General features: G+C 44.7%; 16 protein-coding genes and 1 pseudogene. 15 read left to right on the top strand and 2 right to left on the bottom strand.

What is annotated here, in order from left to right:
* Nucleotides 1-27 precede the first annotated feature (27 nt).
* Nucleotides 28-1,395, top strand: a complete 1,368-nt coding sequence (locus ACH0QE_RS18635) for an FAD-binding oxidoreductase (protein WP_415801983.1) — start codon at nt 28-30, stop codon at nt 1,393-1,395.
* A 363-nt stretch (nt 1,396-1,758) separates the two neighbouring features.
* Here the strand turns inward: ACH0QE_RS18635 and ACH0QE_RS18640 are convergent, their stop codons facing one another.
* Entirely contained in the window at nt 1,759-2,778 is a 1,020-nt protein-coding gene (locus ACH0QE_RS18640) for a YeiH family protein (RefSeq protein ID WP_415801984.1), read from the bottom strand.
* Between the two features lie 248 nt (nt 2,779-3,026).
* On the opposite strand from ACH0QE_RS18640, the pseudogene ACH0QE_RS18645 reads away from it, so the two are divergent.
* The 4 genes and pseudogenes from ACH0QE_RS18645 (at nt 3,027) to ACH0QE_RS18660 (ending at nt 7,138) form a co-directional block, all read left to right on the top strand.
* A pseudogene (locus ACH0QE_RS18645) lies at nt 3,027-4,168 on the top strand (MASE3 domain-containing protein).
* Between the two features lie 293 nt (nt 4,169-4,461).
* Complete coding sequence (gene nagE, locus ACH0QE_RS18650) at nt 4,462-5,838, top strand: N-acetylglucosamine-specific PTS transporter subunit IIBC (protein ID WP_415801985.1); 1,377 nt, start codon at nt 4,462-4,464, stop codon at nt 5,836-5,838.
* Between the two features lie 105 nt (nt 5,839-5,943).
* The gene (locus ACH0QE_RS18655; RefSeq protein ID WP_415801986.1) at nt 5,944-6,861 is read left to right on the top strand and encodes a haloacid dehalogenase-like hydrolase; all 918 of its coding nucleotides are present in this window, start codon (nt 5,944-5,946) and stop codon (nt 6,859-6,861) included.
* An 85-nt stretch (nt 6,862-6,946) separates the two neighbouring features.
* Nucleotides 6,947-7,138: a hypothetical protein gene (locus ACH0QE_RS18660; protein ID WP_415801987.1), complete on the top strand. Its 192-nt coding sequence runs from the start codon at nt 6,947-6,949 to the stop codon at nt 7,136-7,138.
* Between the two features lie 206 nt (nt 7,139-7,344).
* Here ACH0QE_RS18660 and ACH0QE_RS18665 read toward each other — a convergent pair whose 3' ends face one another.
* Complete coding sequence (locus ACH0QE_RS18665) at nt 7,345-9,054, bottom strand: Rqc2 family fibronectin-binding protein (protein ID WP_415801988.1); 1,710 nt, start codon at nt 9,052-9,054, stop codon at nt 7,345-7,347.
* 444 nt (nt 9,055-9,498) lie between these two features.
* On the opposite strand from ACH0QE_RS18665, the gene ACH0QE_RS18670 reads away from it, so the two are divergent.
* The 10 genes from ACH0QE_RS18670 to ACH0QE_RS18715 form a co-directional block, all read left to right on the top strand.
* Entirely contained in the window at nt 9,499-12,189 is a 2,691-nt protein-coding gene (locus ACH0QE_RS18670; RefSeq protein WP_415801990.1) for a calcium-translocating P-type ATPase, SERCA-type, read from the top strand.
* Between the two features lie 410 nt (nt 12,190-12,599).
* Entirely contained in the window at nt 12,600-13,475 is an 876-nt protein-coding gene (locus tag ACH0QE_RS18675; protein ID WP_415801997.1) for a YicC/YloC family endoribonuclease, read from the top strand.
* A 56-nt stretch (nt 13,476-13,531) separates the two neighbouring features.
* Nucleotides 13,532-13,795: an extracellular matrix/biofilm regulator RemA gene (gene remA, locus ACH0QE_RS18680; protein ID WP_023614949.1), complete on the top strand. Its 264-nt coding sequence runs from the start codon at nt 13,532-13,534 to the stop codon at nt 13,793-13,795.
* 9 nt (nt 13,796-13,804) lie between these two features.
* Nucleotides 13,805-14,419 carry a guanylate kinase gene (gmk, locus tag ACH0QE_RS18685; RefSeq protein WP_415801991.1) on the top strand — a complete coding sequence of 205 codons (615 nt, stop codon included), beginning with the start codon at nt 13,805-13,807 and terminating at the stop codon, nt 14,417-14,419.
* Complete coding sequence (rpoZ, locus tag ACH0QE_RS18690; RefSeq protein ID WP_041965989.1) at nt 14,420-14,644, top strand: DNA-directed RNA polymerase subunit omega; 225 nt, start codon at nt 14,420-14,422, stop codon at nt 14,642-14,644.
* A 444-nt stretch (nt 14,645-15,088) separates the two neighbouring features.
* A complete protein-coding gene (coaBC, locus tag ACH0QE_RS18695) occupies nt 15,089-16,300 on the top strand; it encodes a bifunctional phosphopantothenoylcysteine decarboxylase/phosphopantothenate--cysteine ligase CoaBC (RefSeq protein WP_415801992.1) in 1,212 nt (403 codons plus the stop codon).
* Nucleotides 16,297-18,711 carry a primosomal protein N' gene (priA, locus tag ACH0QE_RS18700; protein WP_415801993.1) on the top strand — a complete coding sequence of 805 codons (2,415 nt, stop codon included), beginning with the start codon at nt 16,297-16,299 and terminating at the stop codon, nt 18,709-18,711. The genes coaBC and priA overlap by 4 nt, the downstream gene beginning before the upstream one ends.
* 138 nt (nt 18,712-18,849) lie before the next feature.
* On the top strand, nt 18,850-19,335 hold the full coding sequence (gene def / locus ACH0QE_RS18705; protein ID WP_415801994.1) for a peptide deformylase: 486 nt from the start codon (nt 18,850-18,852) through the stop codon (nt 19,333-19,335).
* Entirely contained in the window at nt 19,332-20,285 is a 954-nt protein-coding gene (gene fmt / locus ACH0QE_RS18710) for a methionyl-tRNA formyltransferase (RefSeq protein WP_415801995.1), read from the top strand. The genes def and fmt overlap by 4 nt, the downstream gene beginning before the upstream one ends.
* A partial coding sequence (locus ACH0QE_RS18715; RefSeq protein ID WP_415801996.1) for a transcription antitermination factor NusB occupies nt 20,278-20,847 on the top strand: 570 nt, incomplete at its 3' end. The genes fmt and ACH0QE_RS18715, both read left to right, overlap by 8 nt.

The raw sequence follows: 20,847 nt of genomic DNA on the forward strand, positions 1-20,847 counted from the left end.
CAGCATTTTAAAAAAGGGGAGAGAAAAATGGCAGGCTACATAGATGAGTTAAAGAGAGTCATAGGGGAAGAACTTGTAACTGTGAATGAAACAATATTGGAACTTCACGGCCGGGATGAGTCTTATCACGAGCCACGCCTGCCGGATGTCGTTGTATTCCCCCGGATTAAAGAGGACGTCAGCAAGGTGCTCAATTTTGCGAATGAGCGGAAAATTCCAGTCGTCCCATTTGGATTGGGAACAAGTCTTGAAGGGCATGTCATCCCGGTAAATGGCGGGATCTCTCTTGACCTTTCCCAGATGAATGCGATCGTCGAAGTGAAGGAAAGTGACTTTCTCGTAAAAGTCCAGCCTGGCGTAACGAGGTCTGTCCTGAATAAAGAGCTGAAGAAGTATGGCTTGTTTTTCACCGTCGATCCGGGTGCAGATGCGACGCTTGGCGGGATGGCGGCAACGAATGCGAGTGGCACGACCTCTGTCCGCTACGGCATCATGCGCGATCAGGTCAGGGACCTTGAAGTTGTGCTCGCGAACGGTGATATCATCCATACCGGCAGTCTTGCTGCTAAATCTTCATCAGGCATCCACCTGAACGGCATGTTTGTCGGCTCGGAAGGAACACTCGGAGTCATAACCGAGCTGACTCTGAAAGTGTATGGAATCCCTGAGGCGATTACGGCAGCCCGGGCAGTATTTCCTTCTGTAAAAAATGCTGTCGACGCTGTAGTTGGAATTTTAGCCGGCGGGATTCCCGTAGCACGGATTGAGTTCGTCGATGCTGAGTCGGTGAAAAAAGTGAATGAATACATGAAAACAGATTACGAAGAAAGCACGACGCTGTTCATGGAATTCCACGGCAACGAAGCAGGACTGGCCCAGGATGTCGAGTTTGCTACTGAAATTTTGAAGGACCACGGATGCTCCGATTTTCAATTCGAGGCCGATTCAAAAGCACGCAATCAGCTTTGGGAAGCCAGGCATAATCTGCTTTACGCCTATAAACACACAGCCGGCAAGAAAAGCATCATGCTGACAGATGTCAGTGTCCCTGTTTCTGAATTGACCGGCGCAATCCTCCACACTCGTGAATTGATCGATGCTTCTTCGATCGAAGGCTCGATCGTCGGCCATGTCGGAGATGGTAATTATCACGTTTTGCTGCTGATGGATAAAGAAAATCCTGAAGAGGTAAAAGATGGAGACCGGATTAATGAAGAAATCGTCCACTACGCTCTGAAGCGTGGCGGCACCTGCACCGGAGAACACGGAGTAGGGCTTGGAAAAGCGAAATACCAGCGGCTTGAGCATGGCGCTGCCTATGAAGTCATGAAATCGATCAAGAAAACCCTCGATCCGAACGGAATTTTGAATCCTGGGAAGATTTTTATAGATTAAGATAAATAAAGCTGCCGATCGGCAGCTCTATTTGGTGTTAAGAATGGTTTTGGGCTGTAATCACTATAAAAATCGGAGCTATAACTACAATGAAGTGATTAATCACCACGTTTTTAGAGCTAATCACTACGTTTTAGATGGAAATCACTACGATTTCTATACTAATCACTGCGTTTTAGATGGAAATCACTACGATTTCTATACTAATCACTACGTTTTAGATGGAAATCACTACGATTTCTATACTAATCACTACGTTTTAAAAGGAAATCACTACTTTTTCCAATTTAATGGTAAAACATTCACCTTCCAAGTGGATTAAACCCAACGGTTATTGATTGCATTGCTCTCCTTCGCAATTCCCTAAACAAAAATCCGAACCAACAAATACCCAAACACCGAAAGCAGCACAGATCCGGCAAGTCCTGCTGACAATGCCTTTCCGCCCATTTGCCTGAAGGATTTAAAGTCGACATTCAAGCCCAGTCCTGCCATTGCCATGCCGATTAACAAGTAGGCAAAGCTGACGATTGCCGAAGCAGCATCTTCGCTGACGACTCCTATCGTATTGAACGCACTCACTGCAAGGAATCCGAGGATAAACCACGGGATTGGCAGTGTGGATAAAGTCATTTTTTGACCAGCGTCACCGCTTTCCTTCCTCTGGATAAGGAATCCTATTAAAATAGCAACCGGAACAAGCAGCGCTACCCTGGTCAATTTTACGATAATGGCGAGGTCGAGAGCAGCCTGTCCAGCCGGGTCGGCAGCGGCGACGACATGGGCGATTTCGTGCAAAGTGCCTCCCGCAAAAACACCATATTCAAGTGCTTTCAAATCAAGGTAAGAGAATATCAAGGTATAAAGAATCGTGAAAATCGTTCCGAGCACAGCAACATTGGCTGCACCAACAGCGGTTTCTTTTTCATTGGCCTTGATGACTGGTGCGATGGCGACAACTGCGGCTGCTCCGCAGATTGCTGTCCCGCAGGCAGTCAGGATGCCAAGCCTTTTTTCTACCTTAAAAAGCCTGCTTAATCCATAGACGACGACCAGTGCAAACGCCAGGTTCGCAAATGCGATTAAAAATACCGTCGAACCGGCATTGTAAATATCGTACAGATTCAGCCTGAATCCAAGCAAAATGATACCGAGGCGGAGCAGCTTTTTGCTGGAATAAGAAGCACCTTCCAACAGGCTGCCGTTCACTCCGACAGACGCCCGCCATATCATTCCCAGCATGATGGCAATGACAAGCTGGCCCATGATTGAAAAGAATGGCAGGCCGGCAATCAATCTGGCAGCCATTGCGAGCGCAAGAGTTAGGGCAATACCTCTCATGACGGGCATGGTAAAACGAGGCAGTAAATCATTTATTTTCATTTATTACACGTCCTTATAAACTTTCTAACTACCACTTTACCGAATAAAAGAAAAATAGCAAAACCCATATATGTATTTGAACGGAATTGTCAATATTCACAAAACGGATATATGTAAGCTGAGCAGGGCTGCTGGGTGGTGCTTAAAATAAAGGTAACTATATCCTCCCTAAGCAGGTGAGCAAAATGGAGAAGAGCATGTCGGAGGGAAGGTTTCTTGTATATATTGTAGCTGCGGTCATGCTTTTGATGGTGATCCATCTCTATCATGCCGACCTTTCGTCCCATTTGAACCCTGAAAATTATATTGCCATCCATACGCTTCTGGAATTTTTCAGTATTGCCGTTTCCTTTTCGATCTTCTCTTATGGCTGGAAAGCGTTCGGCTTCTCGAAATCCAGGAAAATCCTGATGCTGAGCTTTTTATTTTTCATTGTGGAATGCTCGATTTATTTCATACACTCACATTCCAGGGAATGCCCTTTTTTATCACGGAAAGTTCCATCGCGAAGGCAACATGGTTCTGGGTTTCCGCCCGCATCATTGAGTCATTATTGATCGTGCTCGTGCTCGTCCTGCCGGAACGGAGGCTGCAGCAGGATCCGAGGCGCATTTGCCTGGCAGTCTGCACTGCAGTCATCGGAGTCATTATTTTCGTGATTTTCAGGTATGAACAGAGCCTTCCGCTGCTCGTCATTGAAGGCAAAGGGACAACCATGCTAAAAAATCTCATAGAATACGGTGTCAGTTTCCTGCACTTCATCTCAATTGTCATATCACTTTACTTTTATAATGAAGGCAAAAATGGCCAGCATTTATACGTGGCGCTGGCATTCACGTTTCTGTTTTTGTCCGAACTCGTTTTCACCATTTACCAGAGCGTTTATGATATCGACAATTTCACTGGCCATCTGTACAAGGCGCTTGGCTACTTTTTTATCATGAGGGGTTTCTACTTCTCGAGGCTTGCAGACGATAGCTTTCTGAAGGATCCTCATGAAAAAATGTGGCGGCAGAGTGAGGAGATGATCCAGAGCCATTATAGAATCATTTTCAAGCTGTCAAAAAAGGGTGGTGACTTCATCCATCACATTGTTGGCGGCGGGCTGCTGAATGATCTTGGCTTTACCCCGAATGAAATCAATGGCAAGACCCTCGATGATTTCCTTCCCGATAAGGCAGGAAGAATTGAAAGGTATTATGACTGTGTCTGGAAAAATAATGAGAAGATTGTCTTTGAGATTGAAATTGGCGGACAAACGTATGCGATATCGCTCATGCCTGTTATGACCAATGGCGAGGTAGTGGAAATAGCAGGAGCAGTTATGGGGATCGTCAAGTATTCACGGTTGGATCGCTGTTCCAGAAATACGAAGGCCGATGCTTTGTAAGCTTTGATCGAACCTGCAGAAATGCAGGTTTTTTGTTTCTCCAATCCCCTCCAGTACCGAAAGGAATTTTATGAAAAAAGCGAATAAGCTATAAGTATCAGCCCTGTCCAATTATGAGGGTGACATAATCAGGAAGGGAGTGCCGGACTTCTGAAGTCGAAATATTAAAAATAGTCTTTTTTCAGGATATTATTTAGGGAATCGAAGTGTTAAACTGGGTGTGTGTTTACAAATTTCTACAATGTTCCTGAAAAATGTAAGCATTTACAATTATAACGGAAGAGGTGTTGAAGGTGCTAGGATTTTTACAAAGAATCGGGAAGGCTTTGATGCTTCCAATCGCTGTTTTACCTGCAGCTGCGTTATTGCTGCGTCTTGGGCAGCCGGACTTATTGGATATTGCTTTTATTTCTGCGGCAGGTGATGCGATTTTTGCCAATCTTGCACTATTATTCGCAATTGGTGTGGCAGTTGGTATTTCGAAAGATGGCCACGGTGCTGCTGGGCTAGCCGGTGCTATAGGCTATTTCGTTTTGACAAAGGGTGCAGGTGCTGTCAATGAAAGCATCAATATGGCGGTGCTTGGCGGTATTTTGTCCGGGGTTATCGCCGGTTTGCTTTACAACCGTTTTCACGATATTAAGCTGCCTGACTGGCTCGGTTTCTTCGGAGGCAAACGTTTTGTTCCGATCATTACTTCATTAGTGATGATTGTTTTAGCTGGTATTTTTGGTTATGTTTGGCCGCCAATCCAAACTGGCATTAACAATGTCGGTGAATGGATTGTCGGTGCAGGTGCAGTTGGAGTAGGTGTATTCGGTTTCTTGAACCGTTTATTGATTCCGATGGGCCTTCACCACGTTCTAAACACGCTTGTGTGGTTCGAATTTGGTGAATTCACAAATGCCGCAGGAGAGGTTGTCAAAGGCGACCTGAAACGTTTCTTCGCTGGTGACCCTAAAGCCGGTATCTTCATGAACGGTTTCTTCCCAGTCATGATGTTCGGCCTTCCAGCTGCAGCATTCGCGATGATTGCCGCGGCGAAAAAGGAACGCAAGAAGGCTACTGCAGGAGCGCTTATCGGTTTAGCCTTCACATCATTCCTGACAGGGATCACGGAGCCAATCGAATTCTTGTTCATGTTCCTGTCTCCAGTCCTTTACGGAATTCACGCTGTATTGACTGGTCTGGCAATGTCCATCACCTATATGCTCGATATCCATCATGGATTCGGATTCTCAGCGGGTGCAATCGACTTTGTGCTGAACTATGGGATCGCCCAAAAGCCATTGCTTCTGCTCGGTGTCGGCCTTGTGTACGCAGTGCTGTATTTCGTGATTTTCTACTTCCTGATCATCAAGCTTGACCTCAAGACGCCAGGACGAGAAGACGAAGTTGAAGGCGAGTTCACGGAAAGCGGCGCGTCAAAAGGCAATTACGCAGAGCTTGCAGATCATTATCTTGCAGCATTAGGCGGCAAAAGCAATCTCAAGGACCTGGATAACTGCGTAACCCGACTTCGTTTAAAAGTCGATGATATGACAAAAGTAAATGAAGCGGAACTTAAGCGCCTTGGCGCAAAAGGTGTATTAAAGCTTAATAAAACAGACCTTCAAGTCATTGTAGGAACCGATGTAGAGTTTTTGGCCAATGAAATGAAGCGAAAATAAGAAAGACAGACTTGGCGGCAAAGCACCGCCAGGTCTTTTTTACACAAGCTGATTTGTTTGGAGAATTGGATGAAATAGAACCTATACATAAATGGAGGGTTATTTATGAAACGTCTGCTGGACTGCACAGCATCTGATTTTGAACAAATGACGGGACAGGATTTGAAAAAGGCGATCATCGCTTCGGAGGGACGGACGATTTTATCTGAGGTGATTGGAGCGTTCTCGCCGCTTTACTCGGCAGTGACGAATGCCGAACTGGCAGCGGCATTTGGAGCAGATCTTATCCTGCTGAACTTCTTCGATGTGATGAATCCCTCTATCGAGAGCTTGCCGGAAGCAGTGCCGTCTGAAGTGGTCCGCCAATTAAAGAAGCTGGTTGGCCGTCCGATTGGCTTGAACCTTGAGCCAGTCGACCTCCAGGCGGACAAGCTTGAAGCACTTCAGCAGCTTCCTGAAGGAAGGGTGGCTACTAATGCTTCGCTTAAAAGAGCGAAGGAGCTTGGCTTTGATTTCGTCTGCTTGACCGGCAACCCAAAAACAGGTGTGACGAATGCTGAGATTACGAAAGCAATTGAAAAAGCACGAGCAGCATTCGGTCCAGACGGATTGATCATTGCTGGAAAAATGCATGGGGCAGGGGTGGCCGGTGAAACGGGAAGCTCAATGATGACGGAAGAAACCTTGCATAGGTTTGTCGAGGCGGGTGCTGACATTATCTTAATTCCGTCGCCGGGCACAGTACCAGGTTTTACGGTCGAAAAGACGGCAAAGCTAATTGACCTCGTCCACCAAAAAGGAGCTCTTGCTATTTTAACGACCGGAACAAGCCAGGAGGGGGCGGATGAACAAACAATCAAACAAATCGCCCTGAACAGCAAGATGGCCGGTGCTGACCTCTACCATATTGGAGACGCCGGGGCAGCAGGCATCGCTTCTCCTGAGAACATAATGGCCTATTCGATTGTCGTACGAGGCAAACGGCATACTTATGTCCGGATGGCAGCCTCTGTCAGAAGATGAATTCCTGATTTTTCAAGTTGATATCAGCCATAATCCGGGTAAAAGTAAAGTCTAACGCTGATACTAACTTGAGGAGGGGTACAATATGGAAAAGGACAAGTTTATAAATATCGATCCAAAAGCAAAGCCTGTCAATCAAGGTTCTGAGCAGGAACAAATGGAAACAGCGGAAGCGAACATGAAGCTTCAGGATGCTTTTTACGATGAAAACGAAAGCAACGGAGTCGATCCTGCCAACCTGAATAACCAGACAGCCATCCTGACTGATATGGACTAAAAGCCGGCAATTGTTTGCCGGCTTTTTTCTTGTAGTTAAGGAAACTATAAAATTTTTGAGTTGTGGATGAAGTTTTCTTAATCCAGCTCCAGCGCCTAGCCCCTCGAGACGCTTCGGTCCGCACAATGAAGTCAAAGAACGACTTCACCGGTCGGCCCTCCAGCGCTTGTCGGGGCTGAACGAGGCGCTTGCGCTTTTTGTCCATGCTAATGTTTCAATTTCAGAATCATATCTTCATCCGGCGTGATGTATACGGTTTGCTGCTGTTCATAAATAACGAACCCAGGCTTTGCTCCGGCTGGTTTCTTCACATGACGCACCTTGGTAAAGTCGACAGGAACGGAGCTTGAGTTCCTTGCTTTGCTGAAATAGGCGGCAATCTGGGCTGCTTCGAGAATTGCTTCTTCAGATGGCTCTTTGCTCCTGATCACCACATGTGATCCCGGAATATCTTTTGTATGAAGCCATATTTCATCGCGGGCAGCTACCTTGTTGGTAAGGTAATCATTTTGCTTATTATTTTTCCCGACGAGGATTTCAGTACCGTCGGAAGAGCGATATTTTTCAAGATTAGGCTTTAGGTTTTGCTTGTTTTTATTTCCTTTTTTCTGACGGGCGCGGATATATCCACCTTCAATCAATTCTTCCCTGATTTCCTCAATATCCTTTGGTGAAGCAGCCTCAACCTGCTGCAGGAGAGAATCGAAGTAGGAAACCTCTGCTTTGGCTATTTCAATTTGTTGTTTTACGATATTGACTGAGTTCTTCGCCTTTTGATATTTAGTGAAGTATCTTTGGGCATTTTCCGAAGGTGTTTTCCTAGGCTCCAACGGGATCGTGATTGATGCACCATCTTCGTCATAATAATTAACAACGATAATTTCCTTCATGCCCTTTTCGACCATAAAGATGTTAGCGGTCAGCAGCTCTCCATATAGTTGGTACTGTTCAGCCATTTTTGCATCTTCAAGAGTTTTTTCTAGTTTTAAGATCTTTTTCTCATTCTTCTCTTTTTCATTAGCGATCAGACGCTCTAGGTCATTGCCCTGCTGCTTGACCCGGTCCCGTTCAGCCTTGCCAAAATAAAAACGGTCGAGCAGACTGCTCAGAGACTCAAAGGATTTTGCTTCACCCTTCAAATGTTCAAGAGGAATCAGGTAAAATGCTTCCTTATTGCTGCCATACGTAATGGAAGGTTTGTAGTGGTGTTCTCTGAACTCACTCATTACGGAGATGAAGGCCTTTGGAATGGTCGTGCGGTTTGCAAGGCCAGCTTTAAAGACTATTTCCCTGGCCAATACCGGTGACACTCCCGCAAAATTAGAAACCAGCTGCTTATCGAGTTTGCCTGCATTAAAATCGATTACCCTTAGCACATCTTCTTCCTGCGCCTCAAACGGGTTGATTTTTTCTTGTTGGGGAGGGAACACATATTCTTGCCCAGGCATGATCGCCCTGTGTGTATTCACCGCAAATGAAACATGCTTGATGCTGTCAAGGATCATATTTCTGTTTTTATCGACGATGATAATGTTGCTGTGGCGTCCCATGATTTCAACAATCAACTGCTTGTAGGATATATCGCCGATTTCATTTCTTCCTTTTACTTCAAAAATAATCATCCGGTCAAGGCCGGCCTGTTTGATATCTTCTATTATGAAGCCTTCAAGGTGTTTGCGCAGAAGCATGCAGAACATTGGTGGTTCGTTAGGGTTATCATATTGCTCGTTTGTGATTTGGACTCTGGCGTAGCTCGGGTGAGCAGACAAGAGCAGCTTATGGTTAACGCCGTTTGCCCTCACAGCAAGGATAATCTCATTTTTATAAGGCTGGTGAATTTTATTGATTCGTCCCCCATTAAGAAGGGAGGAAAGTTCGTTTGTGATGGCTCTTGTAAACAATCCGTCAAATGACATATGAAATACATCCTTTTCTATTTATCTCTCGTTTAAGCGTTTATGGCTGCATACGCTTTTCTTGATTCTCAAGCACTTGTCTCTCAGTTGGACAGTCGCCTCCGCTTTTCTCTTGTCCAGCTCCAGCGCCTAGCTCCTCGAGACGCTTCGGTCCGCCCAATGAAGTCAAAAAGCGACTTCACTGGTCGGCCCTCCAGCGCTTGTCGGAGCTGATCAAGGCGCTTCCGCTTTTATATTGTCCAGCTGCGGCTCCTAACTCCTCGAGACGCTTCGGTCCTGCCAATGAAGTCAAAGAACGACTTCACTGTCAGGCCCTCCAGCGCTTGTCGGAGTTGGACAGTCGCCTTCGCTTTTCTATTCTATAAACATCTTATCATTTTTTTGGACAGGGCTGAATAAGCTTTCTTTAGAGTAGGACAAACAAGGAGGAAGTGTGATGGCCCCATGAAGTTCCATGAGATGAATGAAAACGAAATAGCTAGTGCCTTAAGAACAGATTTTACAGAAGGATTGGAAGAAAAGGAAGTAAAACGCAGACGTGAACAGCATGGATATAATGAATTGGCCGAGGGGGAGAAACAATCGGCCCTGTTATTATTCTTCAGCCAGTTCAAGGATTTCATGGTACTGGTGCTCCTTGCAGCAACTTTGATATCAGGCCTTCTTGGTGAAATGGTCGATGCGATCGCCATCATTGCCATTGTTCTCGTAAATGGGATACTCGGTTTTTTTCAGGAAAGGAAGGCGGAAAAATCACTTGATGCCCTGAAAGAGCTTTCTGCTCCGCAGGTCCATACTTTGCGTGATGGAGAGTGGACCAAGATTCCGTCAAAGGAAGTCGTACCTGGAGATATCCTTAAATTTATAAGCGGGGACAGGATTGGTGCGGATATCCGCTTGATTGAATCCAGAAGTCTGGAAATTGAAGAGTCAGCGCTTACGGGAGAGTCTGTCCCAGTACAAAAAAACACAAGTCCTTTGAGGATTCCTAACCCGGGGCTTGGTGATATGGAAAATATGGCGTTCATGGGTACGATGGTCACAAGGGGAACTGGAACTGGTGTTGTCGTTGCTACAGGAATGAAAACAGCAATGGGCCAGATCGCTGACTTGCTGCAGACGGCCGAAACACAGGAAACACCGTTGCAGCGCAGACTGGAACAGCTGGGCAAAATCCTGATTACAGCGGCCCTTTTCTTAACACTATTGGTAGTAGGGATCGGAGTGCTTCAGGGGCATGATCTATATACGATGTTCCTTGCTGGGGTGAGTTTGGCGGTAGCCGCGATTCCGGAAGGACTTCCTGCAATTGTCACTGTGGCATTGTCACTTGGTGTCCAGAGAATGATCAGGAAGAATGCAATCGTCAGGAAGCTGCCGGCAGTGGAGACACTTGGATGTGCATCTGTCATTTGTTCTGACAAAACAGGGACGATGACGCAAAACAAGATGACGGTCACTCATCTTTGGAGTGGCAATAAAACCTGGACAGTCGACGGTGTAGGATACTCACCGACAGGGTTGTTCTTTCATAATGACAAAAGCGTGGACCCGCAAAATGAAAAATCACTGCAGCAGCTGCTGACATTTGGCATGCTTTGCAACCACGCTGAAATGATTGATAAAGATGGTGAGTACGCTATTGATGGTGACCCAACCGAAGGTGCTCTGCTGGTTGCCGCAATGAAAGCCGGCTATAGAAGAGAGAACTTGCTCAACCAGTTTGAAATTGTAAATGAATTCCCGTTCGATTCCCAACGAAAAATGATGAGCATGATTGTGAAAGATAATACGGGACGTAAATTCGCAGTTGTAAAAGGAGCACCGGATGTCCTGATTGGATTGAGTGATTCAATCCTTTGGGACGAAAGACAACAGCGCCTGACAAAAGAATTGACTGCGAAAGTCCAGGGGGCAATTAATGAACTGGCAGGCAATGCATTGAGAACCATCGCGATTGCCTTCAAACCCATCCCGCAAAATACAGTAGTCCTTCATGAGAATGAGGCAGAAAAAGGCCTGACTTTCATCGGATTGCAGGGTATGATCGACCCGCCGCGTCCTGAAGTGAAAACAGCTGTAAAAGAATGCCGCGATGCAGGAATCAAAACGGTGATGATTACTGGTGATCACGTCATTACCGCAAAGGCGATTGCGAATCAGTTAGGCATTTTAACTAAAGGCAGCAAAGTATTGGAAGGAAAAGCGTTATCAGAGATGTCCGTTTCTGAGCTGGAAGATATCGTCGATGATGTCTCCGTTTTTGCACGAGTTTCGCCAGAACATAAACTAAAGATCGTCAAGGCACTGCAAAACAGAGGACATATCGTCGCTATGACAGGCGATGGCGTAAACGATGCTCCAGCAATTAAAGCGGCAGATATTGGTGTTGCTATGGGGATTACAGGTACTGATGTTGCGAAGGAAGCATCTTCGCTCGTACTTCTGGATGATAACTTTGCCACTATTAAAGCAGCCATTAAAGAAGGCCGGAACATTTATGAAAACATCAGAAAGTTCATTAGATATCTCCTGGCTTCCAATGTAGGAGAGATATTGGTCATGCTTTTCGCGATGATCATAGGTTTGCCGCTGCCGCTAGTACCGATTCAAATCCTGTGGGTAAACCTGGTAACAGATGGCTTGCCTGCCATGGCATTAGGACTTGACCAGCCTGAGGAAAATGTAATGAAAAGGGCGCCGCGCCATCCTAAGGAAGGAGTATTTGCCCGGGGATTAGGCTGGAAAGTCGTTTCAAGAGGATTCTTGATTGGGTTAATGACTTTGTTCGCATTTATGATTGTCTATAATAGAAATCCAGATGACCTTATATACGCCCAAACGATTGCATTTACTACACTTGTGATGGCACAGTTGATCCATGTATTCGACTGCCGAAGCGAAAAATCAATCTTCGCTCGCAACCCGTTTGAAAACAAATATTTAGTTTGGGCCGTCATTTCATCATTGGTCATGGTACTTGCCGTTATTTATTCACCTGTCTTGCAGCCAATATTCCATACAGTTCCAATACTGGCGATTGACTGGTTGTTAATCCTAGGCTTATCGGCAATTCCTACATTTTTGCTTGCAGGAACATTTTTTGCAAGAAAAACAAAGAGAAATATGATATAATCCGTTAGGTAATAGAGAAGGCTCTATTGCCTTTCTTTTTTTTTTCGTAATCTTTCTTGCACTTACTGCTGAAAAGTTTTATGAAAATAAATACGTTCCTAGACTCAGTTTCGAGGTCAGGGCGAGAAAAAAACAAGTATTAGAGATAACATAAATGAATATGCCTGTTCCATGGGTCTACAGGAAACTCGACTTTTTAGAAGGCTCTTTTCTCAAACTTTTTTGCTATTGGCTACAAAATAGGATTAAATGACCTATGTTCCTTCACAAAATCAAAGGTTATTAAGAGAAAAGAGCTAGCACACTTAATACCGAACTACAAAATGGCTTTTATCACGTTAAAATCGTGGTTAGGATTTTAACAACAATCTTACGAAAACAGCCTTTTAGAAAGAATGGATGTGTCTGAATTGGTCGTCAGTATGACTGGGTTTGGAAGGAGCAGGGCTGAATCAGAGAGGTTCAGCGTCACAGTCGAGGTAAAAACGGTCAATCACCGATTTTGTGAATTCCATATTCGCATGCCCCGGCAGCTCCTGAAAACGGAAGAAAAAATAAAAAAGAAACTCGGCGAACACATAAAAAGAGGGAGAGTCGAAGTATTTGTAACTTTGGAGGGCGAGGGCATAGTTAGCCGAAGTGTACATATTGACTGGAAAGCCCTGGACGAATTAGTCCTTCACATATCAGAAATTAAAAACAGGTACAGCATAACGGGGGATATTGAGCTCCGCGATATTGTCAGCAGGGAAGAAATCATCCATATTGAGGAAATAGAAGCTGAAAATGAAGAACTTGAACTTCTTGTCCTTTCAGCCGTTGAGGATGCTGGCGACCAGCTGGTCCAAATGCGCAAGCTGGAAGGATCAGCTCTTGAAAAGGATGTATTGCAGCATATACAGCAGCTTAATGAAAACATTTCAAATGTGAAAAAGCTTGCACCTAATGTTGTAGAACAGTACCGAGAGAGGCTTCATAAGAAAATGGCTGAATTTATGGATAGCCAGGCAGATGAGGACAGAATCCTTACCGAGGTTGCCTTCTTTGCAGATAAAGCTGATATCAGTGAAGAGATTGCCCGGCTTGAGAGCCATGTAAGTCAATTCAAAGAGATAGTGAAGGCGAATGAGCCTCTTGGAAGGAAACTTGATTTTCTCCTTCAGGAAATGAATCGCGAGGTCAACACGATTGGTTCTAAGGCGAATGATTCAAGGATTGCCAGGGAAGTTGTCGAAATGAAAAGTCTCCTGGAAAAGGTTAAGGAACAAGTACAAAATATAGAGTAGCGTTTAGAAAGGGTTTTTAAAGGCCAAAATAAATAACTGATGATTGGGGGACCATCATGGCAATAAAGCTTATAAATATAGGCTTCGGCAATATTGTTTCAGCTAACAGGATCATTTCGATCGTAAGTCCTGAATCAGCTCCAATTAAACGGATCATCCAGGACGCTCGCGACCGAGGATCGTTAATAGATGCTACATACGGAAGAAGGACCAGGGCTGTCATCGTCATGGACAGCGACCATGTCATTCTCTCTGCGGTACAACCGGAAACGGTAGCTCACCGCCTGAATGACCGTGATGATATTATTGATGAAGGGTAGGACTATTTAATGCAGGAAAAAGGATTGTTGATTGTTCTTTCAGGACCATCAGGGGTTGGCAAAGGAACGGTTCGGAAAGAATTATTTTCCCAGCACGATACAGCTTTTGAATATTCCGTGTCCGCGACAACAAGGCTGCCGCGTGAAGGGGAACAAAATGGAGTAGATTATTTCTTCAAGAGCAGGGAAGAATTTGAAGAAATGATCAAACAGGACCAATTGCTAGAGTATGCAGAGTTTGTTGGCAATTACTATGGGACTCCAGTTGAGTACGTCCGCGAAACCCTCGATGCGGGAAGGGATGTTTTCCTTGAGATTGAAGTTCAGGGAGCAAGCCAGGTAAGGAAGAAATTCCCGGAGGGACTTTTCATTTTTCTTGCACCTCCTAGCCTTTCAGAACTTGAAAACCGGATCGTGACACGAGGCACTGAAACGGAAGATATCATCAAAGGCAGGATGAAAGCTGCAAGAGAAGAACTTGAAATGATGGAATTATATGATTATGTGGTTGAAAACGATCATGTTGAAAACGCAGCCGACCGAGTTAAGTCAATCGTTGTGGCAGAACACTGCCGCAGGGAACGTGTTCAACATCGTTATAAAAAAATGCTGGAGGTAGAATAAATGCTTAATCCTTCTATTGACTCTTTAATGACTAAAATTGATTCAAAATATTCATTGGTATCGGTTGCGGCAAAGCGCGCGCGCAGCATGCAGGTCCACATGGATGCTAAATTAGATAAGTATGTTTCCCACAAATTCGTTGGCAAGGCACTTGAAGAAATCAACGCAGAAAAGCTTCACTTCAAGACAGCAGGAAGCCATGAAGAGTTAAATATCAACGAATAACACCGCGATAACAACCTATTTATTGGGTTGTTATTTTTTGTTTAGGCCTTTATGGGACATAGAAAACTTCTAAAAGCCCGAAACGGGGTTTTTGCTAGTAAAAGGTTCTATAGAAACATTCTATAAGCCCGAATTGGGATTTTTGCTAGTAAAAGGTTCTATAGAAACATTCTATAAGCCCGAATTGGGATTTTTGTTAGTAAAAGGTCTTATAGAAAAGTTCTAAAAGCCCAAACCTGGAATTTTTTCCGCAAAAAGGTCACATAGACAAACAAAATAACCTAATAAACAGTGACCCAGTCAAGGTAGGTCATTATGTAAGGCTCTGTTCATGTCCCAGCGATATATTAAAGTACCTACCTTGCCTTTTTCATGCTTAATCTGTGAAAAAATGTTATAGTTCAATCATAATGATAGTTTGTTGTAAAATGGGGGTTCTCTGACATGCTGAACGGTAAAAAAATTCTATTGTGCGTGACCGGTGGGATCGCTGTATATAAGGGTGCTGCGCTGACGAGCAAGCTTACCCAGGCTGGTGCTGAAGTGAAGGTAATCCTGAGTGACTCTGCAGCTAAATTCGTAACTCCGCTCACTTTTCAGGCATTGTCCAGAAGTGAAGTTTATACAGATACATTCGACGAGAAAAATCCTGAAAATATCGCCCATATCCACTTAGCTGATTGGGCTGATTTGATTATAATTGCTCCGGCAACAGCCAACATTATCGGCAAGCTTGCAAACGGGATTGCGGACAATATGATTTCTACAACACTCCTGGCTGCGACTGCACCGGTATGGGTTGCACCGGCAATGAATGTACATATGTACCAGCATCCTGCTGTCAAGAAAAACATGGAAACTCTAAAAAGCTTCGGTTATGAATTTATTGAACCGGGTGAAGGGTATTTAGCATGTGGATACACAGGCAAGGGCCGTCTTGAGGAACCAGAGAGAATCACAGAGCTTGCTGGCCAGTTTTTCAATAGACAACACTGGGAACTATCGGGGAAATCCGTCCTGATTACTGCAGGCCCTACAAGGGAAAAAATCGATCCTGTACGATTCCTCACCAACCATTCAACGGGCAAGATGGGGTACGCAATTGCAGGGGAAGCAGTGAAAATGGGTGCAAGAGTGATCCTTGTGTCGGGGCCGGTCAACCTGGAACCTCCAATGGGAGCTGAAGTGATCAAAGTAGAAAGTGCCGAGGAAATGTACCAGGCTGCCCTGGAACATTTTGATGATGCTGATGTCATGATTGGAACAGCAGCCGTAGCGGATTACCGGCCGAAGTATATATATGAAGAGAAAATGAAGAAAAAAGAAGGCGACCAGGCTCTTGAGCTGGAAAGAACGAAGGATATCCTCTTTGAGCTTGGTCAAAGGAAAAAGGACCAGGTGATTGTGGGATTTGCGGCTGAAACAAATGATGTCGAAAACCATGCAAAGGGCAAGCTTGCCAGAAAAAACGCAGACATGATTGTAGCGAATAACGTTAAGCAGGAAGGGGCAGGCTTTGGTGCTGATACGAATATTGTCACCATTTACAAAAAGGATGGTACGAACATCGAACTGCCTTTGATGCCAAAAGCAGATGTAGCCCGAAATATCCTTACCGAAGTTGTCCAATTGTTAAAAAAGGATGAAAGCTTATGAATATAGCAAGCGTTATTGTCGATGTGCCAGCAAAGCAAACCGACAAAACTTTTGACTATAAAATTCCTGAAAAATACAAAGATGTGATCAAGCCCGGGACAAGGGTGATCGTCCCCTTTGGTCCAAGAAAAATCCAGGGCTTTGTCAGGGATCTTAAGGGAGAGTCCAGTTTTTCGAAGCTGCGGGCAATCATCGAACCTCTTGATTTGACACCGGTATTGAATGAAGAGCTTCTACAGCTGGGTGACTGGTTGACTGAGCATACACTAAGCTATAAAATCTCCTCTTATCAGGCAATGCTACCAGCAGCTTTAAAGGCTAAATATGAAAAGAAAATTGTCCTGGCAAAAGGAACAGAGTTAACCGACCTGTCTGAAAATTTAATAGAGTTATTCAGAGAAAATAGAGAAATTAAATGGGAGGATGCTGTTTCGAAGGGGCTTGTCCAGCAACTTCAAAAGGAGGCGGCGTCTGGCAGGGTAGATGTTGTTTACCAGGTGAAGGACAGGGTACGCAAAAAGCTGCTCAAGCATGTTTCCCCAGCAATCGATCGTGATCAGCTGAAGGAGGCACGGGACAAACTTCCGCCACAGGCATCAGGGCAACAATCTGTGCTCGACTTCGTCCTTGAACATCCGGAGCCTGTGGAACAAAGGCTGATTCTCTCCACTCTTGGAATCTCCCAGGCATCAATACAATCACTCGTTAAGAAAGGTATATTGAAAGTTGAAGAACTTGAGGTATACAGAGACCCATATTCACAACGTGAATTTGAACGGAAAATTGCTCTGGAACTGACAGGAGAGCAAGAAAAGGCTATTAGCCCGATCCTTTCTGCAATTGAACAGGAATTGCATGAAGTCTTCCTCTTGTATGGTGTTACAGGCAGTGGGAAGACAGAGATCTATTTACAATCCATCCAGGAAGTCTTGAGGAAAGGCATGGAAGCGATTGTGCTTGTGCCGGAAATTTCATTAACGCCACAAATGGTCACGCGTTTCAAAGAGCGGTTTGGTGATTTGGTGGCTGTCATGCATAGCGGCCTGTCGGCTGGAGAGAAGTATGATGAATGGCGGAAAATCCAGCGTAAGGAAGTAAAAGTTGTTGTAGGTGCGAGGTCAGCGATATTTGCTCCATTTGAAAATATCGGCATCATCATCATCGATGAAGAACATGAAACGAGCTATAAACAAGAGGAGAACCCGAGATACCATGCAAGGGACGTGGCGATCCAGCGGGCTAAAACAAATGCTTGTCCGGTTGTCCTTGGCAGTGCAACACCTTCACTTGAATCATTTGCGCGGGCGCAAAAAGGAAGGTATACTTTGCTATCTCTGCCAAAGCGGATGAACAATAAGGCGCTGCCAACAGTTGAAATCGTCGATATGCGAGAGGAATTGCGGACGGGAAACCGGTCTATGTTTTCGGTAAAGCTTTTTGAAAAGATAAAAGACAGGCTGGAGAAAAAAGAACAGACTGTCCTGTTTTTAAATAAACGCGGGCATTCGTCGTTTGTGATGTGCCGTGATTGCGGATATGTCATGAACTGCCCGCATTGCGATATCACACTGACATACCACCGTTATAATGAGCAGATGAAATGCCATTATTGCGGCTATGAAGATAGGGTGCCGACGATTTGTCCTGAATGCAATAGCGAGCATATCCGCTATTTCGGGACCGGTACCCAAAAGGTTGAGGAAGAATTGTTAAAATTGATTCCTGAGGCGAGAATCATAAGGATGGATGTCGATACAACCGGCAGGAAAGGCTCACATGAAAAGTTGCTGACTGCTTTTCAGGAGGGCCAGGCAGACATTTTACTCGGGACGCAAATGATTGCGAAAGGGTTGGATTTTCCAAACATTACTTTAGTAGGTGTTCTTTCAGCTGACACAATGTTGAATCTGCCCGATTTCCGGTCCTCGGAAAAAACATTCCAGCTTTTGACGCAGGTTAGCGGGAGGGCTGGAAGGCACAAGCTTCCTGGAGAGGTAGTAATCCAGACTTATACTCCTGAGCATTACAGTGTTGAGCTTGCCGGGACACAGGATTACGACCGGTTTTACCAGCAGGAGATGCAGATTAGGAAGGTTCATCAGTACCCGCCATTTTATTACCTTTCCCTGGTGACTGTCAGCCATGAAGAATTGATGAAAGTCGTATCAGTTACTGAAAAGATCGCAAAATTCATCTCGTCAAGGCTGACGAATGAAGCAGTCGTTCTGGGTCCTGTAGCATCGCCAATCCCGCGGATCAACGATAGATATCGCTATCAATGTCTGATAAAATACAAAAAGGAACCAGAACTGAAAAATGCTCTTAAATCAATACTGGATCATTACCAGCAGGAAACAGGGACAGGAGCGTTGCAGATTTCTGTCGACCTCAACCCTTATATCCTGATGTAACGATATTTTTTAAGGTTTTGCATTGATTGCTGCTTTCCGAACAATAAAGTTATGGAATGAGCTTTCAGGAAAGTTTACGAAAAAAGATGATTGAACAAGCTAATACTAATATTTAAATGATTTATTGGAGGATTTATTTTGGCAGTAAGAAAAATAGTTAATTACCCGGCAGATATTTTGGAGCAGGAATGCGAAAAGGTCACAGTTTTCGATAAAAAACTGGCAAAGCTGCTGGATGACATGTATGATACAATGATTGAATTTGATGGTGTCGGCCTGGCCGCCCCTCAAATAGATATAAAGAAGCAGATTGCGATTGTCGATATTGATGATGAGCACGGTACGATTGAATTGATCAACCCGGTGATTCTCGAAACTCGCGGTGAGCAGACTGGACCTGAAGGGTGCTTAAGTTTCCCGGGATTATACGGAGAGGTCACTCGCCCGAACTATGTGAAGGTAAATGCACAGGATCGCAAAGGGAAAAGCTATGTATTAGAAGCAGAGGAGTTTTTGGCAAGAGCAATCCTGCATGAAATTGATCATCTGCACGGAGTATTATTCACCACTAAGGTGTCAAGATATATCGAAGAAGCTGAGTTAGAGGAGTTGAACCAGGAATGACAAGAATCGTATTTATGGGGACTCCGGACTTTTCTGTCCCGGTTTTGAGAAGATTGGTCGACGAAGGCTATGACGTCATTGGAGTCGTTACCCAGCCTGATCGCCCGGTTGGCAGAAAACGGGTCCTGACTCCGCCTCCTGTAAAAGCAGAAGCGTTGAAACATGATATCCCGGTTTATCAGCCGGAAAAAATTCGCCAGCAGGAGGAGCTGGATAAAATCCTGGCACTTGAACCGGATTTAATTGTTACTGCCGCATTTGGACAAATATTACCAAATCAGCTCCTCGAGGCACCGAAATATGGCTGCATCAATGTACATGCATCCCTTCTGCCAGAGCTTCGCGGCGGTGCACCAATTCACTATGCCATCATTGAAGGAAAAGAAAAAACAGGAATAACTATCATGTATATGGTTGAAAAGCTGGACGCAGGCGATATCCTGACTCAGGTGGAAGTACCTATTACGGAAACAGATACAGTTGGATCATTGCATGATAAAATGAGCGCAGCTGGTGCAGACCTCTTGTCAGAGACGCTTCCAAAGCTTTTAAAAGGAGAAATCACTCCTGTTCCACAAAACAATGAAGAAGCTACATTTGCATGGAACATCAAACGCGAACAGGAAAAAATTGATTGGAACAGAAAAGGTCTCGAGATATATAACCATATCCGAGGCATGAATCCTTGGCCTGTTGCCTATACCACTATGGATGGCGCAGTGTTGAAGCTATGGAGTGCCGAAAAGGCAAGCTATAAAGGAAGCGACGAACCTGGTACAATCGTCAAAATTGAAGAAGATGGTCTTGTTGTTGCGACTGGTGATGATACCGCAATTAAAATCACAGAACTTCAGCCGGCCGGCAAGAAAAAGATGGATGCGAAACAATTCTTGCTTGGGGCAGGAGCAAACTTAGAGTCAGGTGTTAAGTTAGGAGACACTAATGGGTAAAAAGAAAAATGTTAGGGATACAGCATTGCAGCTCCTCGAAACAATTGAAAAGAACCAGGCGTACAGCAATCTGCTCTTAAACAGCGCGATTGATAAAAATGAAATCAGCCCAATTGATGTAGGGTTGCTGACAGAATTGGTATATGGCACGCTTCAGCGCAAAATGACCATCGACTTTTACTTAAAGCCTTTTATCGAGAAAAATAAAAAGCTTCAAAGCTGGGTTATCAATCTGCTTCGCATGACAGTTTACCAGATGGTTTACTTAGATAAGATTCCGGAAAGAGCGGCAATTTTTGAAGCAGTGGAAATCGCAAAACGCAGGGGATATAAGGGCATAGCCAGTCTTGTGAATGGTGTGCTAAGGAGCATCCAGAGAAATGGATTACCCTCACTTGATTCCATTGCAAATCCTGCGGAAAGAATATCCATTGAGACCAGCCATCCTTTGTGGCTTGTAAAAAGGTGGGTAAACCAATTCGGTGAGGAAAAGACACGGGAAATGTGTGAAGTGAATTTAACTGCACCGCTTCAGACAGCGAGAGTCAATTTGACGAGAATC

This window comes from Mesobacillus sp. (genome assembly GCF_047739415.1).
GTDB lineage: Bacteria > Bacillota > Bacilli > Bacillales > Cytobacillaceae > Mesobacillus.

What these genes read in the sequence shown, in the direction of transcription:
- ACH0QE_RS18635 (WP_415801983.1), top strand. Translation starts at nt 28, where the DNA reads ATGGCAGGCTACATAGATGAGTTAAAGAGAGTCATAGGGGAAGAACTT.
- ACH0QE_RS18640 (WP_415801984.1), bottom strand. Translation starts at nt 2,778, where the DNA reads ATGAAAATAAATGATTTACTGCCTCGTTTTACCATGCCCGTCATGAGA.
- ACH0QE_RS18655 (WP_415801986.1), top strand. Translation starts at nt 5,944, where the DNA reads ATGAAACGTCTGCTGGACTGCACAGCATCTGATTTTGAACAAATGACG.
- ACH0QE_RS18660 (WP_415801987.1), top strand. Translation starts at nt 6,947, where the DNA reads ATGGAAAAGGACAAGTTTATAAATATCGATCCAAAAGCAAAGCCTGTC.
- ACH0QE_RS18665 (WP_415801988.1), bottom strand. Translation starts at nt 9,054, where the DNA reads ATGTCATTTGACGGATTGTTTACAAGAGCCATCACAAACGAACTTTCC.
- ACH0QE_RS18670 (WP_415801990.1), top strand. Translation starts at nt 9,499, where the DNA reads ATGAAGTTCCATGAGATGAATGAAAACGAAATAGCTAGTGCCTTAAGA.
- remA (WP_023614949.1), top strand. Translation starts at nt 13,532, where the DNA reads ATGGCAATAAAGCTTATAAATATAGGCTTCGGCAATATTGTTTCAGCT.
- gmk (WP_415801991.1), top strand. Translation starts at nt 13,805, where the DNA reads ATGCAGGAAAAAGGATTGTTGATTGTTCTTTCAGGACCATCAGGGGTT.
- rpoZ (WP_041965989.1), top strand. Translation starts at nt 14,420, where the DNA reads ATGCTTAATCCTTCTATTGACTCTTTAATGACTAAAATTGATTCAAAA.
- coaBC (WP_415801992.1), top strand. Translation starts at nt 15,089, where the DNA reads ATGCTGAACGGTAAAAAAATTCTATTGTGCGTGACCGGTGGGATCGCT.
- priA (WP_415801993.1), top strand. Translation starts at nt 16,297, where the DNA reads ATGAATATAGCAAGCGTTATTGTCGATGTGCCAGCAAAGCAAACCGAC.
- fmt (WP_415801995.1), top strand. Translation starts at nt 19,332, where the DNA reads ATGACAAGAATCGTATTTATGGGGACTCCGGACTTTTCTGTCCCGGTT.